Raw genomic sequence first — 16012 nt, 5'->3', positions numbered from 1 at the left:
GTCGTATCTGTGGGGGAATTTTCATGCGTTCGTTTCTGGTTTTATTGCACCGGTATATCGGGTTGGCCACGGCGGTTTTTCTGCTGCTGGCCGGGATCACGGGGAGCATTCTGGCGTTCAACCATGAGCTGGATGAGTGGTTGAATCCGGAGTTATACGCGGCTTCGGCCGAGGGGGAGCGTCTGCCGCCAGGTGAGCTGGTTGATGCGGTGCAATCCGCCCATCCGAAGTTGCAGGTCTGGTACATGGAGTACCCGAATGAGGCAGGCCATACGGCATTGCTGGCGGCGGTTCCACGGAATGATCCGGCGACGGGCGAACCGTTCAAGGAACGCAATGAAGTGTTCTACCTCGACCCGGTCAGCGGAGAGCAAAAAGGTCAGCGTTACTGGGGCGAGTGCTGTTTCCAGCGTGAGAACTTCGTTCCGTTCATTCTTGAGTTTCACTACAACCTGACACTGCCCGGTAACTGGGGTTTGCTGTTGATGGGGTTGGTGGCCATCGCCTGGGTGGTCGATTGCTTCATTGCTCTCTGGCTGACGTTGCCTAGGGGTAAACCGTTCTGGAAGAAGTGGTCGAACGCCTGGAAGATCAAGGGTGGCCATGCCTATCGACTTAACTTTGATCTGCACCGGGCGGGGGGCTTGTGGTTGTGGTTGTTATTGCTGCCGATCGCCGTCAGCAGCGTAGCCATGAACTTGCCTAGCCAAGTCTTCAAACCGGTGGTGTCGCTGTTTTCTCCGATTGAACCGAGCGTGTATGAGGCGCGAGGGCGGATGCCTGCCGAAGAACTGGGGATCACCCGATTGAATTATCAACAGGCATACGAAAGGGCACAGCAGGAGGGGAAAAGGTTGGGGCTGACAGCAGCGATCGGCGAGTTGTATTACAGCTTTGAATACAACTTCTACGGTGCGGGGTTTGGACAGCATGACACCGAGGCCCACGGAAAATCCTGGTTGTTCTTCCACGGTACTGACGGACGATTGTTGGGGCAGGAGATCGCAGGAGCAGGGACGTTGGGAGAGCGCTTTTATCGGTTGCAGTTGCCGATACATGGAGGGCGGATCATAGGCTTCACCGGACAAGTGATGATCGCAGTATTGGGTGCTCTGATTGCGGGGTTGTCGGGGACTGGCGTCTACATCTGGTGGCGCAAATGGCAGGCCCGTCGGAGCAGCAAGGCACGCAGAGCGGTTTGAAGGTCAGACTTTTGTGGGCACTGAAACGACAAACCCCCTGTCTGCGTTAGCAGACAGGGGGTTCGGAATTCAATCTTGACGATGACCTACTCTCACATGGGGAAACCCCACACTACCATCGGCGATGCATCGTTTCACTTCTGAGTTCGGGATGGGATCAGGTGGTTCCAACGCTCTATGGTCGTCAAGAAATTCTGTGACCAGCCCGTTACCGCAGTAACGTTCCGGCAAAAATCGGTGACTTCTACTAAAACAAAACCCCAACTGCTTTCGCAATTGGGGTTTCGGAATTTAATCTTGACGATGACCTACTCTCACATGGGGAAACCCCACACTACCATCGGCGATGCATCGTTTCACTTCTGAGTTCGGGATGGGATCAGGTGGTTCCAACGCTCTATGGTCGTCAAGAAATTCGGGTACTGAGTCGTGGCCAGATGGCCTCGCTTCAGCAAATTGGGTATGTGACAGCTTTCGGTGTTTTGTGAGCGTCGAACTTTCGGTTCATTGCGTCTTCACACACCGCAATCTGGCCTTTCGACTCAAATTGCTTGGGTGTTATATGGTCAAGCCTCACGGGCAATTAGTATTGGTTAGCTCAACGCCTCACAGCGCTTACACACCCAACCTATCAACGTCGTAGTCTTCGACGGCCCTTCAGGGAACTCAAGGTTCCAGTGAGATCTCATCTTGAGGCAAGTTTCCCGCTTAGATGCTTTCAGCGGTTATCTTTCCCGAACATAGCTACCCGGCAATGCCACTGGCGTGACAACCGGAACACCAGAGGTTCGTCCACTCCGGTCCTCTCGTACTAGGAGCAGCCCCTCTCAAATCTCAAACGTCCACGGCAGATAGGGACCGAACTGTCTCACGACGTTCTAAACCCAGCTCGCGTACCACTTTAAATGGCGAACAGCCATACCCTTGGGACCGGCTTCAGCCCCAGGATGTGATGAGCCGACATCGAGGTGCCAAACACCGCCGTCGATATGAACTCTTGGGCGGTATCAGCCTGTTATCCCCGGAGTACCTTTTATCCGTTGAGCGATGGCCCTTCCATACAGAACCACCGGATCACTAAGACCTACTTTCGTACCTGCTCGACGTGTCTGTCTCGCAGTCAAGCGCGCTTTTGCCTTTATACTCTACGACCGATTTCCGACCGGTCTGAGCGCACCTTCGTACTCCTCCGTTACTCTTTAGGAGGAGACCGCCCCAGTCAAACTACCCACCATACACTGTCCTCGATCCGGATAACGGACCTGAGTTAGAACCTCAAAGTTGCCAGGGTGGTATTTCAAGGATGGCTCCACGCGAACTGGCGTCCACGCTTCAAAGCCTCCCACCTATCCTACACAAGCAAATTCAAAGTCCAGTGCAAAGCTATAGTAAAGGTTCACGGGGTCTTTCCGTCTAGCCGCGGATACACTGCATCTTCACAGCGATTTCAATTTCACTGAGTCTCGGGTGGAGACAGCGCCGCCATCGTTACGCCATTCGTGCAGGTCGGAACTTACCCGACAAGGAATTTCGCTACCTTAGGACCGTTATAGTTACGGCCGCCGTTTACCGGGGCTTCGATCAAGAGCTTCGCGTTAGCTAACCCCATCAATTAACCTTCCGGCACCGGGCAGGCGTCACACCCTATACGTCCACTTTCGTGTTTGCAGAGTGCTGTGTTTTTAATAAACAGTCGCAGCGGCCTGGTATCTTCGACCGGCGTGAGCTTACGCAGCAAGTGCTTCACCCTCACCGGCGCACCTTCTCCCGAAGTTACGGTGCCATTTTGCCTAGTTCCTTCACCCGAGTTCTCTCAAGCGCCTTGGTATTCTCTACCCAACCACCTGTGTCGGTTTGGGGTACGGTTCCTGGTTATCTGAAGCTTAGAAGCTTTTCTTGGAAGCATGGCATCAACCACTTCGTCGCCTAAAGGCAACTCGTCATCAGCTCTCGGCCTTAGAATCCCGGATTTACCTAAGATTCCAGCCTACCACCTTAAACTTGGACAACCAACGCCAAGCTGGCCTAGCCTTCTCCGTCCCTCCATCGCAATAACCAGAAGTACAGGAATATTAACCTGTTTTCCATCGACTACGCTTTTCAGCCTCGCCTTAGGGACCGACTAACCCTGCGTCGATTAACGTTGCGCAGGAAACCTTGGTCTTTCGGCGTGGGTGTTTTTCACACCCATTGTCGTTACTCATGTCAGCATTCGCACTTCTGATACCTCCAGCAAGCTTCTCAACTCACCTTCACAGGCTTACAGAACGCTCCTCTACCGCATCACTTACGTGATACCCGTAGCTTCGGTGTATGGTTTGAGCCCCGTTACATCTTCCGCGCAGGCCGACTCGACTAGTGAGCTATTACGCTTTCTTTAAAGGGTGGCTGCTTCTAAGCCAACCTCCTAGCTGTCTAAGCCTTCCCACATCGTTTCCCACTTAACCATAACTTTGGGACCTTAGCTGACGGTCTGGGTTGTTTCCCTTTTCACGACGGACGTTAGCACCCGCCGTGTGTCTCCCATGCTCGGCACTTGTAGGTATTCGGAGTTTGCATCGGTTTGGTAAGTCGGGATGACCCCCTAGCCGAAACAGTGCTCTACCCCCTACAGTGATACATGAGGCGCTACCTAAATAGCTTTCGAGGAGAACCAGCTATCTCCGAGCTTGATTAGCCTTTCACTCCGATCCACAGGTCATCCGCTAACTTTTCAACGGTAGTCGGTTCGGTCCTCCAGTCAGTGTTACCTAACCTTCAACCTGCCCATGGATAGATCGCCCGGTTTCGGGTCTATTCCCAGCGACTAGACGCCCTATTAAGACTCGCTTTCGCTACGCCTCCCCTATTCGGTTAAGCTCGCCACTGAAAATAAGTCGCTGACCCATTATACAAAAGGTACGCAGTCACAGAACAAAGTCTGCTCCCACTGCTTGTACGCATACGGTTTCAGGATCTATTTCACTCCCCTCTCCGGGGTTCTTTTCGCCTTTCCCTCACGGTACTAGTTCACTATCGGTCAGTCAGTAGTATTTAGCCTTGGAGGATGGTCCCCCCATATTCAGACAAAGTTTCTCGTGCTCCGTCCTACTCGATTTCATGACTAAGAGATTTTCGCGTACAGGGCTATCACCCACTATGGCCGCACTTTCCAGAGCGTTCCGCTAATCTCAAAGCCACTTAAGGGCTAGTCCCCGTTCGCTCGCCACTACTAAGGGAATCTCGGTTGATTTCTTTTCCTCAGGGTACTTAGATGTTTCAGTTCCCCTGGTTCGCCTCTTGCACCTATGTATTCAGTACAAGATAACCATCTTGTGATGGCTGGGTTCCCCCATTCAGACATCTCCGGATCAAAGTCTGTTTGCCGACTCCCCGAAGCTTTTCGCAGGCTACCACGTCTTTCATCGCCTCTGACTGCCAAGGCATCCACCGTATGCGCTTCTTCACTTGACCATATAACCCCAAGCAATCTGGTTATACTGTGAAGACGACATTCGCCGAAAATTCGAATTTCTCAATTAAGAGAACTCACAAATTTTACCTTAGCCTGATCACCACCAGTGAAAGTGGATCTCAGTCTATCTTTCTATCACATACCCAAATTTTTAAAGAACGAACCAGTCAAAGACTAGAAATCAACATTCACCATCACAGCGATGGAATGCTCATTTCTAAGCTCTTACTTCAGAAGCAGTAGTGGTGGAGCCAAGCGGGATCGAACCGCTGACCTCCTGCGTGCAAGGCAGGCGCTCTCCCAGCTGAGCTATGGCCCCGTATTTCTACAGGCGTTTCCCACACAAAATTGGTGGGTCTGGGCAGATTCGAACTGCCGACCTCACCCTTATCAGGGGTGCGCTCTAACCAACTGAGCTACAGACCCAATTTCGGGCTGCTTCTTTCGTCTTCTTCAATGAATCAAGCAATTCGTGTGGGAACTTATGGAGCAGCTGATGTCGTCGATTAAGGAGGTGATCCAGCCGCAGGTTCCCCTACGGCTACCTTGTTACGACTTCACCCCAGTCATGAATCACACCGTGGTAACCGTCCTCCCGAAGGTTAGACTAGCTACTTCTGGTGCAACCCACTCCCATGGTGTGACGGGCGGTGTGTACAAGGCCCGGGAACGTATTCACCGCGACATTCTGATTCGCGATTACTAGCGATTCCGACTTCACGCAGTCGAGTTGCAGACTGCGATCCGGACTACGATCGGTTTTATGGGATTAGCTCCACCTCGCGGCTTGGCAACCCTTTGTACCGACCATTGTAGCACGTGTGTAGCCCAGGCCGTAAGGGCCATGATGACTTGACGTCATCCCCACCTTCCTCCGGTTTGTCACCGGCAGTCTCCTTAGAGTGCCCACCATAACGTGCTGGTAACTAAGGACAAGGGTTGCGCTCGTTACGGGACTTAACCCAACATCTCACGACACGAGCTGACGACAGCCATGCAGCACCTGTCTCAATGTTCCCGAAGGCACCAATCCATCTCTGGAAAGTTCATTGGATGTCAAGGCCTGGTAAGGTTCTTCGCGTTGCTTCGAATTAAACCACATGCTCCACCGCTTGTGCGGGCCCCCGTCAATTCATTTGAGTTTTAACCTTGCGGCCGTACTCCCCAGGCGGTCAACTTAATGCGTTAGCTGCGCCACTAAGAGCTCAAGGCTCCCAACGGCTAGTTGACATCGTTTACGGCGTGGACTACCAGGGTATCTAATCCTGTTTGCTCCCCACGCTTTCGCACCTCAGTGTCAGTATCAGTCCAGGTGGTCGCCTTCGCCACTGGTGTTCCTTCCTATATCTACGCATTTCACCGCTACACAGGAAATTCCACCACCCTCTACCATACTCTAGCTCGCCAGTTTTGGATGCAGTTCCCAGGTTGAGCCCGGGGATTTCACATCCAACTTAACGAACCACCTACGCGCGCTTTACGCCCAGTAATTCCGATTAACGCTTGCACCCTCTGTATTACCGCGGCTGCTGGCACAGAGTTAGCCGGTGCTTATTCTGTCGGTAACGTCAAAATTGCAGAGTATTAATCTACAACCCTTCCTCCCAACTTAAAGTGCTTTACAATCCGAAGACCTTCTTCACACACGCGGCATGGCTGGATCAGGCTTTCGCCCATTGTCCAATATTCCCCACTGCTGCCTCCCGTAGGAGTCTGGACCGTGTCTCAGTTCCAGTGTGACTGATCATCCTCTCAGACCAGTTACGGATCGTCGCCTTGGTGAGCCATTACCTCACCAACTAGCTAATCCGACCTAGGCTCATCTGATAGCGCAAGGCCCGAAGGTCCCCTGCTTTCTCCCGTAGGACGTATGCGGTATTAGCGTTCCTTTCGAAACGTTGTCCCCCACTACCAGGCAGATTCCTAGGCATTACTCACCCGTCCGCCGCTGAATCCAGGAGCAAGCTCCCTTCATCCGCTCGACTTGCATGTGTTAGGCCTGCCGCCAGCGTTCAATCTGAGCCATGATCAAACTCTTCAGTTCAAACATCTTTGGGTTTTTAAGAAACCCTAAACTTGGCTCAGCAATCGTTGGTTACATCTTTGATTTCTCGCGGAGTAACTTGTGATGCTGATAATCTTGTTGACTATCAGTCTGACTCCACAAGCACCCACACGAATTGCTTGATTCAGTTGTTAAAGAGCGGTTGGTTAAGATCTTTCGTCTCAACCGAGGCGCGCATTCTACAGCAGCCTCATTTGCTGTCAAGTGATTATTTTCAGAAGCTTTCGAAGATTTCTTCAACAACTTCAACCACTTCAACCACTTGCGCTTCCGATCTCTCGTTAGCGGGAGGCGAATTCTACAGCGTTACACGCTGCTGTCAACACCTCTTTTTCTCCGCTTTCGACCGAGAAGATCGAACCGTTGAAAGCACCGAACAAACCGGCATTTCCAACGCCTTCCAGGCTTCGATGAACTGAAGCGACCCGTTCTCGAAACCTACTTAACTCATTGAATTTCAAGGAGTTTTCCGTTTCGACTGCGCCGGAAGTGGGGCGAATTATAGAGACTCAGAATCTGCCGTCAACTCTTAATTTCGCTTTTCTTTCAATAACTTGCGGATAGGCCAAAAAACATCCAATACCCTCTATATAGAAGACGAATCAGCACTCCTTCTATATAGAGAGGACCATCAGAGCACTCCATCCTCCTTCATCGCAGCCACTGCACCCGCTCCCAGACCCAGCACCCGTTGCAAAACCTCCATCGTATGCTCACCCAGCAAAGGAGGCGCACGCCGATACTCAACAGGTGTTCGCGACAAACGGATCGGACTGGCCACCTGCGGCACCATCCCCGCCAGCGCGTGAGGCAGCTCAATCGCCAATCCGCGAGACTTCACCTGCGGATCCTCGAATACCTGTGACAGATCATTGATCGGCCCACACGGCACACCTGCCTGCTCCAACTGAGCCACCCACTCTGCAGTGGTCTTAAAGACAGTCGCCTGACGAATCAGCGGAATCAGCACCGCACGGTTCGCCACCCGCAACTTATTAGTCGCGAAACGCGGATCGTCCGCCCACTGCGGTTGCCCCGCCACTTCGGCGAACTTGCGGAACTGCCCGTCATTGCCCACCGTGAGAATGAAGTCGCCATCAGCCGTAGGGAAATCCTGGTACGGCACAATATTCGGATGCGCATTACCCAGCCGCTTTGGCGCAGTGCCCGTCGTCAGGTAGTTCATCGCCTGGTTGGCCAGGCACGCCACCTGTACATCCAGCAGCGCCATGTCGATGTGCTGCCCACCACCATCATGGTCACGATGGGCCAGTGCCGCCAGAATCGCCACGGTCGAATACAGCCCCGTCAGGATATCCGTGAGCGCCACCCCCACCTTAACCGGTCCGGCACCTTCATCACCCTCAGGTCGCCCGGTCAGACTCATCAACCCGCCGAGACCCTGGATCATGAAGTCATAACCCGCACGCTTGGCATACGGTCCGGTTTGACCGAAACCGGTGATCGAGCAATAGATCAGATCCGGATTGATCGCCTTCAGCGACTCGTAATCCAGGCCATAGGCCGCCAGACCACCCACCTTGAAGTTCTCGATCAGGATGTCGGACTTGGCTGCAAGCTCGCGAACCAGCTTCTGACCTTCGGGACGCGTGAAGTCGATCGTCACCGATTGCTTGTTGCGATTGGCCGACAGGTAATAAGCCGCCTCGCTGGTGTTCTCGCCGTAAGCGTCCTTCAGGAAGGGCGGCCCCCAGGCGCGAGTGTCGTCACCATTGCCCGGGCGCTCGACCTTGATCACTTCCGCCCCAAGATCGGCCAGGATCTGACCAGCCCATGGGCCGGCCAGCACTCGCGATAAATCCAGTACCCGCAGATGCGACAGCGCGCCCATGGTCGCTCTCCTATTAATAGAACGCCTGCAGGCCGGTCTGCGCACGACCGAGGATCAGCGCGTGAACGTCATGAGTACCTTCATAGGTATTCACCACTTCCAGGTTGACCAGGTGACGAGCCACACCGAACTCATCGGAGATCCCGTTGCCGCCCAACATGTCACGCGCCATGCGGGCGATCTCGAGAGACTTGCCGCAAGAGTTGCGCTTCATGATCGAAGTGATTTCAACCGCAGCGGTACCCTCATCTTTCATACGGCCCAGACGCAGGCAGCCTTGCAGTGCCAGAGTGATCTCGGTCTGCATGTCAGCCAGCTTCTTCTGGATCAACTGAGTAGCAGCCAACGGACGACCGAACTGCTGACGATCCAGGGTGTACTGGCGAGCGGTGTGCCAGCAGAACTCAGCCGCGCCCAGCGCACCCCAGGAGATGCCATAACGTGCAGAATTGAGGCAGGTGAACGGACCTTTCAGACCACGCACGTCCGGGAAGATGTTTTCTTCCGGCACGAACACATTGTCCATGACGATTTCGCCGGTGATCGAAGCCCGCAGGCCGACCTTGCCGTGAATCGCCGGAGCGCTCAGACCTTTCCAGCCCTTCTCCAGAACGAAACCACGGATGTCGCCCGCATCGTCCTTGGCCCAGACCACGAACACATCGGCGATCGGGCTGTTGGTAATCCACATCTTGGCGCCGGTCAGGCTGTAGCCGCCGTCGACCTTGCGTGCACGCGTAATCATCGCGCCCGGGTCGGAACCGTGGTTCGGCTCGGTCAGACCGAAGCAGCCGATCCACTCGCCGGAAGCCAGTTTCGGCAGATACTTCTGCTTCTGTGCTTCGGTACCGAATTCGTTGATCGGCACCATCACCAGCGAAGACTGCACGCTCATCATCGAGCGGTAGCCGGAATCAACACGCTCGACTTCACGAGCAATCAGACCGTAGCTGACATAGTTGAGACCGCTGCCACCGTACTGCTCGGGGATGGTCGCACCCAACAGGCCGACTTCGCCCATTTCACGGAAGATCGCCGGATCGGTCTTCTCATGGCGGAAGGCTTCCAGAACGCGCGGCGCGAGACTCTGCTGGGCGAATTGCTCGGCAGTGTCGCGGATCATGCGTTCTTCTTCGGTCAGCTGTTGATCCAGCAGCAGTGGATCGATCCAGTTGAAGCTAGCTTTACCGCCCATGAGTGAGTCCTCGCAAATCGAGTGAATTAACGTGGCATTGATCCTAGGCCCGCTTCGCCCTCCCGGCAAACGAGGATTTCGCATCCTGTTGTGCTAATTTCTCACTCCGAAACGTCGCTAAATGCCGACTGAGCGATGTATTAGTGAGGTTGACGTACATGCGCCGCAAGATACCCAGCACCACCGCCCTGATCAGCTTCGAGGCTGCCGCCCGTCACGAGAGCTTTACCAAGGCCGCTGAAGAGCTTTCCCTCACCCAGGGCGCCATTTGCCGACAGATCGCCAGCCTTGAGGACTTCCTCAGCGTCGAACTGTTCCGACGCTCGCGTCGCGGGGTGAAGCTGACGGAAGCGGGGCTTTCCTACAGCCGTCGGGTCGCCACCCAACTTGATGCGGTTGAGCGCGACACCCTGTCTGTAATGGGTCAGCAAGGCACCAATGTGATCGAGCTCGCCGTGGTGCCCACCTTCGGCACGCAATGGCTGCTGCCAAGACTGAAGGACTTCCAGCTCAAGCACCCGGAAGTGACGGTCAACCTGACCAACCGCACGCGCCCGTTCCTGTTTGCCGACACTGACTTCGATGCCGCCATCTACTTTGGCGATGCCGACTGGTCCGGTACCGAATCCCACAGGCTGATGGGCGAGAATCCGATGCCGGTATGCAGTCCCGCCCTGCTCGGCAACAGGACACAACTCAAACCTGATGAAATCGCCGATCTGCCGCTACTCCAGCAAACCACCCGCCCCTACGCTTGGCGACAGTGGTTTAACTCGCAGCACCTGAACATCCCCCGCGACATGACAGGTCCGCGCTACGAGCTATTCTCCATGCTGGCCCAGGCAGCCATGCACGACATGGGCATCGCACTGATCCCACCGTTCCTGATCCAGCGCGAACTGGCCGAGAAACGCCTGGTGATTGCCAACCCGAATGCGCTCTCCAGCATCAAGGCGTATTACCTGATGATTCCGGAGCGAAAGGTCGAATCGGCGTCACTTAAGGCTTTTCGAGACTGGCTGGTGAATCAGGCACACAGCTACAACCTAGAAGGATAAAGGGCTCTAGCGATTACTAACCTCGTAGTCAGGAAAATCAAAGCCCTACAGATATAACTATTTGTCGCAAATAGACAGACTGTATCCGAAAGTCGTACAGACGTCCCACAAGCGCCTGCCGACGTGGCTTTGCGCCCTCATTCGCGACTCATTGCGACCTATTCACGTCACCGATGAGAAAATTCTTCAAATTCATCCAGACTCCTTGAAAGGCACGGCCTGCAAGGGATTCAACTGGCCATCTGCGACATTCGGTCACGGGATGACTTGTAGTTAATTTTCCGTCACCCGTCATAATCCCTTGAAGGGCATAAACTTCGCCTGCAAAATGCCGCGCCCCGCCCTGATTTGGCGGGATCGTGCTGATCGGCCGCCCCAGTCGCACCATCCGTAGTGCATGGGTTTACTCAATAAGATCACGCAGGAGATTTGACGTGCACATTGGTGTTCCTCTCGAAACCCAGACCGGTGAAACACGGGTTGCTGCAACCCCGGAAACCATTAAAAAGCTGATCAGCCAAGGTCATAAGGTCACTGTGCAAACCGGCGCCGGCGTTAAAGCCAGTGTTGTCGACAGTGCCTATGAAGCGGCAGGCGCAACCATTGGCAGTGCCAATGACGCGTTTGGCGCCGAGCTGATTCTCAAAGTGGTCGCGCCAAGCGATGCCGAACTGACGCTGATCAAGCGCGGAACGGTGCTGGTGGGCATGCTCAACCCGTTCAACAACGACACCATCGCGAAGATGGCCGAGTGCGGAATTACCGCGTTCGCCCTGGAAGCGGCGCCACGTACCTCCCGGGCCCAGAGCCTCGACGTGCTGTCGTCCCAGGCGAACATTGCCGGCTATAAAGCCGTGCTGCTGGCCGCTCACTACTATCCGCGCTTCATGCCAATGCTGATGACTGCTGCGGGCACCGTGAAAGCGGCGCGCGTGCTGATTCTGGGTGCTGGTGTGGCCGGGTTGCAGGCAATTGCCACGGCGAAACGTCTGGGTGCCGTCATTGAAGCGTCCGACGTACGTCCGGCCGTGAAGGAACAGATCGAATCCCTCGGCGCCAAATTTGTCGACGTGCCTTACGAGACCGATGAAGAACGCGAATGCGCGGTCGGCGTCGGCGGTTACGCACGCCCGATGCCGGCGAGCTGGATGCAGCGCCAGGCCCAGGCCGTGCACGAGCGCGCCAAGCAGGCTGACATCGTCATCACCACCGCACTGATCCCGGGCCGCAAGGCACCGACATTGCTGAGCGCGGACACCGTGGCGCAGATGAAACCCGGCTCGGTGGTCATCGACCTCGCTGCAGCCCAGGGTGGCAACTGCCCGCTGACCGTGGCCGATCAGGTCGTGATCGAGAACGGCGTGACCATCGTCGGCCCGACCAACCTTGCCGGTGAAGTCGCCGCAGACGCCTCGGCGCTGTACGCACGCAACCTGCTGGACTTCCTGAAGCTGGTCTTCACCAAAGAAGGCCAGTTCGAAGTGAACCTCGAAGACGACATCGTCGCCGCGTGCCTGATGTGCCGCGACGGCCAAGTCATCCGCAAAAACGCCTAAGCAGGGATTCAGACGATGGAAGAGCTTATCTCCCCCGGTATCTACAACCTGATCATCTTCGTGCTGGCGATTTATGTCGGTTACCACGTGGTCTGGAACGTTACACCCGCGCTGCACACGCCTTTGATGGCGGTGACCAACGCCATTTCGGCGATCGTGATCGTCGGCGCCATGCTCGCCGCCGCCCTGACCGTCACCCCGCTGGGCAAGACCATGGGCACCCTCGCCGTGGCACTGGCCGCGGTCAACGTGTTCGGTGGCTTCCTGGTCACCCGCCGCATGCTTGAGATGTTCAAGAAGAAAGCCCCGAAAGTAAAAGAAGAGGCGCCTAAGTAATGAGCATGAACCTCGTCACGACGCTCTACCTGATCGCGTCGATCTGCTTCATCCAGGCCCTCAAGGGTCTGTCGCACCCGACCACGTCACGCCGCGGCAACCTGTTCGGCATGCTCGGCATGGCGCTGGCAATCATCACCACTGTCGGCCTCATCTATAAGCTCGGGGCCGAGCTGGCGACTGCCGGCATCGGTTACGTGATCGTAGGCCTGCTGATCGGCGGCACCGCCGGTTCGATCATGGCCAAACGCGTTGAAATGACCAAGATGCCGGAACTGGTTGCGTTCATGCACAGCATGATCGGTCTGGCAGCGGTGTTCATCGCCATTGCTGCCGTGGTCGAGCCGCAGTCGCTGGGCATCGTCAAGCAACTGGGCGACTCGATCCCGGCGGGTAACCGTCTGGAGCTGTTCCTCGGCGCAGCCATCGGTGCAATCACCTTCTCCGGTTCAGTGATCGCCTTCGGCAAGCTGTCGGGCAAGTACAAGTTCCGCCTGTTCCAGGGCGCACCGGTACAGTTCAGCGGTCAGCACAAGCTGAACGCGGTACTGGGTCTGGCGACGTTGATCCTCGGTGTCACCTTCATGCTGACCGGCAACTTCGCCGCGTTCGCACTGATGCTGGCCCTGGCGTTCGTCATGGGCGTACTGATCATCATCCCGATCGGCGGCGCCGACATGCCGGTGGTGGTGTCGATGCTCAACAGCTATTCCGGCTGGGCGGCGGCGGGGATCGGCTTCTCGCTGAACAACTCGATGCTGATCATTGCAGGTTCGCTGGTGGGTTCGAGCGGCGCGATCCTCTCGTACATCATGTGCAAGGCGATGAACCGCTCCTTCTTTAATGTACTGCTCGGCGGTTTCGGCAATACAGCAGACGCCGGTCCTGCCGGTGAGAAGGAAGCCCGTCCGGTGAAATCCGGTTCGGCTGACGACGCGACTTTCCTGCTGACCAACGCCGACACCGTGATCATCGTTCCAGGTTACGGTCTGGCAGTTGCTCGCGCGCAGCACGCCTTGAAAGAGCTGACCGAGAAGCTGACCCACCACGGTGTGACCGTGAAATACGCGATCCACCCGGTAGCAGGTCGGATGCCTGGTCACATGAACGTACTGCTGGCCGAGGCCGAAGTGCCTTACGACCAGGTGTTCGAGATGGAAGACATCAACTCCGAGTTCGGTCAGGCCGATGTGGTGCTGGTACTCGGCGCCAACGACGTGGTCAACCCGGCCGCCAAGAACGATCCGAAATCGCCGATTGCCGGCATGCCGATCCTCGAAGCGTTCAAGGCCAAGACCATCATCGTCAACAAGCGCTCGATGGCCAGCGGCTATGCCGGTCTGGACAACGAACTGTTCTACCTGGACAAGACCATGATGGTGTTCGGCGACGCGAAAAAAGTCATCGAAGACATGGTCAAAGCGGTCGAGTAATCCTCACCGGCAACACCGAACGCCCCGACTTATCGGGGCGTTTTTGTTTGCGCAAACCGTCGGACAATTTGCCGCGTTGTTGCAGATCCAGTAACGGTGTTTTACTTGAAACCCGCTAAATAGACGCCTCGTTTGCGACCTTGGTAGCGGGACAGGCGCTCGCGAAATTCACTAGACTGCGCATCCTGCTACTCGCTGCCCGAGAAAATAATCCATGTACCGTGACCGTATTCGCCTGCCTTCGTTGTTGGATAAAGTGATGAGCGCCGCCGACGCCGCTGCGCTGATTGAGGACGGCATGACCGTCGGCATGAGCGGCTTCACCCGCGCCGGCGAAGCCAAGGCCGTGCCCCATGCGCTGGCCGAGCGAGCCAAGGTCACGCCGCTGAAGATCAGCCTGATGACCGGCGCCAGCCTGGGCAACGACCTCGACAAGCAACTGACCGAAGCCGGCGTGCTGTCGCGGCGTATGCCGTTCCAGGTCGACAGCACCTTGCGCAAGGCGATCAACGCCGGCGAAGTGATGTTCATCGACCAGCACCTGTCGGAAACCGTCGAACAACTGCGCAACCAGCAACTGAAGCTGCCGGACATCGCCGTGATCGAAGCCGTGGCCATCACCGAGCAGGGCCACATCGTGCCGACCACTTCGGTGGGTAACTCGGCGAGCTTCGCGATCTTCGCCAAACACGTGATCGTCGAGATCAACCTGGCGCACAACGCCAACCTCGAAGGTCTGCATGACATCTATATCCCGACCTATCGCCCGACCCGCACGCCGATTCCACTGGTAAAGGTCGACGACCGCATCGGCAGCACCGCGATCCCGATCCCGCCGGAAAAGATCGTCGCCATCGTCATCACCCAGCAGTCGGACTCGCCGTCCACCGTATCCTCGCCGGATGTCGATACCAAGGCCATCGCCGATCACCTGATCACCTTCCTCAAGCAGGAAGTCGACGCCGGGCGCATGACCAACAAGCTCGGCCCGTTGCAGGCCGGGATCGGCAACATTGCCAACGCGGTGATGTGCGGGTTGATCGATTCGCCGTTCGAAGACCTGACCATGTACTCCGAAGTGCTGCAGGACTCGACCTTTGACCTGATTGATGCGGGCAAGCTGAGCTTCGCCTCGGGCAGCTCGATCACTCTGTCGGAGCGGCGCAACAGCGACGTGTTCGGCAATCTGGAGAAGTACAAGGACAAACTGGTACTGCGCCCGCAGGAAATCTCCAACCACCCGGAAGTGGTGCGGCGCCTGGGCATCATCGGCATCAACACGGCCCTTGAGTTCGACATTTATGGCAACGTCAACTCCACCCACGTCTGCGGCACGCGGATGATGAACGGCATTGGCGGCTCGGGCGACTTCGCGCGCAACGCACACCTGGCGGTGTTCGTGACCAAGTCGATCGCCAAGGGCGGCGCGATTTCCAGCGTGGTGCCGATGGTCAGCCACGTCGACCATACAGAGCATGACGTCGACATCCTGGTGACCGAGGTGGGCCTGGCCGACCTGCGTGGCCTGGCGCCACGGGAACGCGCCCGGGTCATCATCGATAACTGTGTGCACCCGGATTTCCGCCAGGCGCTGAACGACTACTTCGACAAAGCCTGCGCCATTGGCGGCCACACCCCGCACATCCTGCGTGACGCCCTGAGCTGGCACATCAATCTGGAAGAAACCGGACGCATGCTGGCGGTGTAATCCGCACAGATTTCCCGCTGGCGCAAACACAGTTTCGCCAGCGGGATTTTGAAAACCACCGCCATTGTCAAAAACTGTACTGCTGTACCGGTCTTTTCCTACGGCTTTTGCCTACTCGAATCATCGAATTGGGTAAAAATGCACCAAATAAGC

Annotated in this window: 9 protein-coding genes, 2 tRNA genes and 4 rRNA genes; 6 read left to right on the top strand and 9 right to left on the bottom strand. The window is 56.1% G+C overall.

The annotated features are described in order from the left end of the window. The first annotated feature begins 23 nt into the window (after positions 1–23). Positions 24–1202, top strand: coding sequence for a PepSY-associated TM helix domain-containing protein (locus KJY40_RS01600; RefSeq protein WP_230734572.1), 1179 nt, complete (start codon positions 24–26; stop codon positions 1200–1202). A gap of 73 nt (positions 1203–1275) precedes the next feature. Here KJY40_RS01600 and rrf (KJY40_RS01595) read toward each other — a convergent pair. From rrf (KJY40_RS01595) to KJY40_RS01555, 9 genes are all read right to left on the bottom strand, one after another. After that, positions 1276–1391 (bottom strand): 5S ribosomal RNA (rrf, locus tag KJY40_RS01595). A gap of 106 nt (positions 1392–1497) precedes the next feature. Beyond that, a 5S ribosomal RNA gene (rrf, locus tag KJY40_RS01590) occupies positions 1498–1613 on the bottom strand. Positions 1614–1764: 151 nt separating this feature from the next. Then, positions 1765–4655 (bottom strand): 23S ribosomal RNA (locus KJY40_RS01585). A gap of 244 nt (positions 4656–4899) precedes the next feature. After that, positions 4900–4975: transfer RNA gene (locus KJY40_RS01580), tRNA-Ala, on the bottom strand. A gap of 30 nt (positions 4976–5005) precedes the next feature. Continuing rightward, positions 5006–5082 (bottom strand) — tRNA-Ile (locus tag KJY40_RS01575). Positions 5083–5163: 81 nt separating this feature from the next. Then, positions 5164–6700, bottom strand: a 16S ribosomal RNA gene (locus KJY40_RS01570). Together the 16S, 23S and 5S rRNA genes with 2 tRNA genes alongside form the textbook arrangement of a ribosomal RNA operon. A gap of 302 nt (positions 6701–7002) precedes the next feature. Further along, positions 7003–7182 carry a hypothetical protein gene (locus KJY40_RS01565; RefSeq protein ID WP_230733532.1) on the bottom strand — a complete coding sequence of 60 codons (180 nt, stop codon included), beginning with the start codon at positions 7180–7182 and terminating at the stop codon, positions 7003–7005. A gap of 170 nt (positions 7183–7352) precedes the next feature. Then, positions 7353–8573 (bottom strand): CaiB/BaiF CoA transferase family protein, encoded by a 1221-nt coding sequence (locus KJY40_RS01560; protein ID WP_230734570.1) that lies wholly within the window; start codon positions 8571–8573, stop codon positions 7353–7355. A gap of 13 nt (positions 8574–8586) precedes the next feature. Continuing rightward, a complete protein-coding gene (locus KJY40_RS01555) occupies positions 8587–9768 on the bottom strand; it encodes an acyl-CoA dehydrogenase (RefSeq protein ID WP_011331834.1) in 1182 nt (393 codons plus the stop codon). A 158-nt stretch (positions 9769–9926) separates the two neighbouring features. Between KJY40_RS01555 and KJY40_RS01550 the strand changes: the two genes are divergently transcribed. The 5 genes from KJY40_RS01550 to KJY40_RS01530 all read left to right on the top strand — a co-directional run bounded on the left by KJY40_RS01550 (position 9927) and on the right by KJY40_RS01530 (position 15859). Next, positions 9927–10826 (top strand): LysR family transcriptional regulator, encoded by a 900-nt coding sequence (locus KJY40_RS01550; protein ID WP_230734567.1) that lies wholly within the window; start codon positions 9927–9929, stop codon positions 10824–10826. A 434-nt stretch (positions 10827–11260) separates the two neighbouring features. Then, on the top strand, positions 11261–12382 hold the full coding sequence (locus tag KJY40_RS01545; RefSeq protein WP_011331831.1) for a Re/Si-specific NAD(P)(+) transhydrogenase subunit alpha: 1122 nt from the start codon (positions 11261–11263) through the stop codon (positions 12380–12382). Positions 12383–12397: 15 nt separating this feature from the next. Next, a complete protein-coding gene (locus KJY40_RS01540; RefSeq protein ID WP_003187417.1) occupies positions 12398–12718 on the top strand; it encodes an NAD(P) transhydrogenase subunit alpha in 321 nt (106 codons plus the stop codon). Next, on the top strand, positions 12718–14151 hold the full coding sequence (locus KJY40_RS01535) for an NAD(P)(+) transhydrogenase (Re/Si-specific) subunit beta (RefSeq protein ID WP_230734565.1): 1434 nt from the start codon (positions 12718–12720) through the stop codon (positions 14149–14151). Before KJY40_RS01540 ends, KJY40_RS01535 begins: the two co-directional genes overlap by 1 nt. Before the next feature lie 214 nt (positions 14152–14365). Then, entirely contained in the window at positions 14366–15859 is a 1494-nt protein-coding gene (locus KJY40_RS01530) for an acetyl-CoA hydrolase/transferase family protein (RefSeq protein ID WP_064592552.1), read from the top strand. Positions 15860–16012 lie beyond the last annotated feature (153 nt).

The sequence above is a fragment of the Pseudomonas fitomaticsae genome, assembly GCF_021018765.1.
GTDB classification, from domain to species: domain Bacteria; phylum Pseudomonadota; class Gammaproteobacteria; order Pseudomonadales; family Pseudomonadaceae; genus Aquipseudomonas; species Aquipseudomonas fitomaticsae.
The sequence above is the reverse complement of the archived record's forward strand: the minus strand, read 5'-3'. Positions and strand labels throughout refer to the sequence as shown.

Excerpts from the sequence above, each read along its gene's own strand:
- KJY40_RS01560 (WP_230734570.1), bottom strand. The coding sequence starts at position 8,573 with ATGGGCGCGCTGTCGCATCTGCGGGTACTGGATTTATCGCGAGTGCTG.
- KJY40_RS01535 (WP_230734565.1), top strand. The coding sequence starts at position 12,718 with ATGAGCATGAACCTCGTCACGACGCTCTACCTGATCGCGTCGATCTGC.
- KJY40_RS01550 (WP_230734567.1), top strand. The coding sequence starts at position 9,927 with ATGCGCCGCAAGATACCCAGCACCACCGCCCTGATCAGCTTCGAGGCT.
- KJY40_RS01555 (WP_011331834.1), bottom strand. The coding sequence starts at position 9,768 with ATGGGCGGTAAAGCTAGCTTCAACTGGATCGATCCACTGCTGCTGGAT.
- KJY40_RS01540 (WP_003187417.1), top strand. The coding sequence starts at position 12,398 with ATGGAAGAGCTTATCTCCCCCGGTATCTACAACCTGATCATCTTCGTG.
- KJY40_RS01600 (WP_230734572.1), top strand. The coding sequence starts at position 24 with ATGCGTTCGTTTCTGGTTTTATTGCACCGGTATATCGGGTTGGCCACG.
- KJY40_RS01530 (WP_064592552.1), top strand. The coding sequence starts at position 14,366 with ATGTACCGTGACCGTATTCGCCTGCCTTCGTTGTTGGATAAAGTGATG.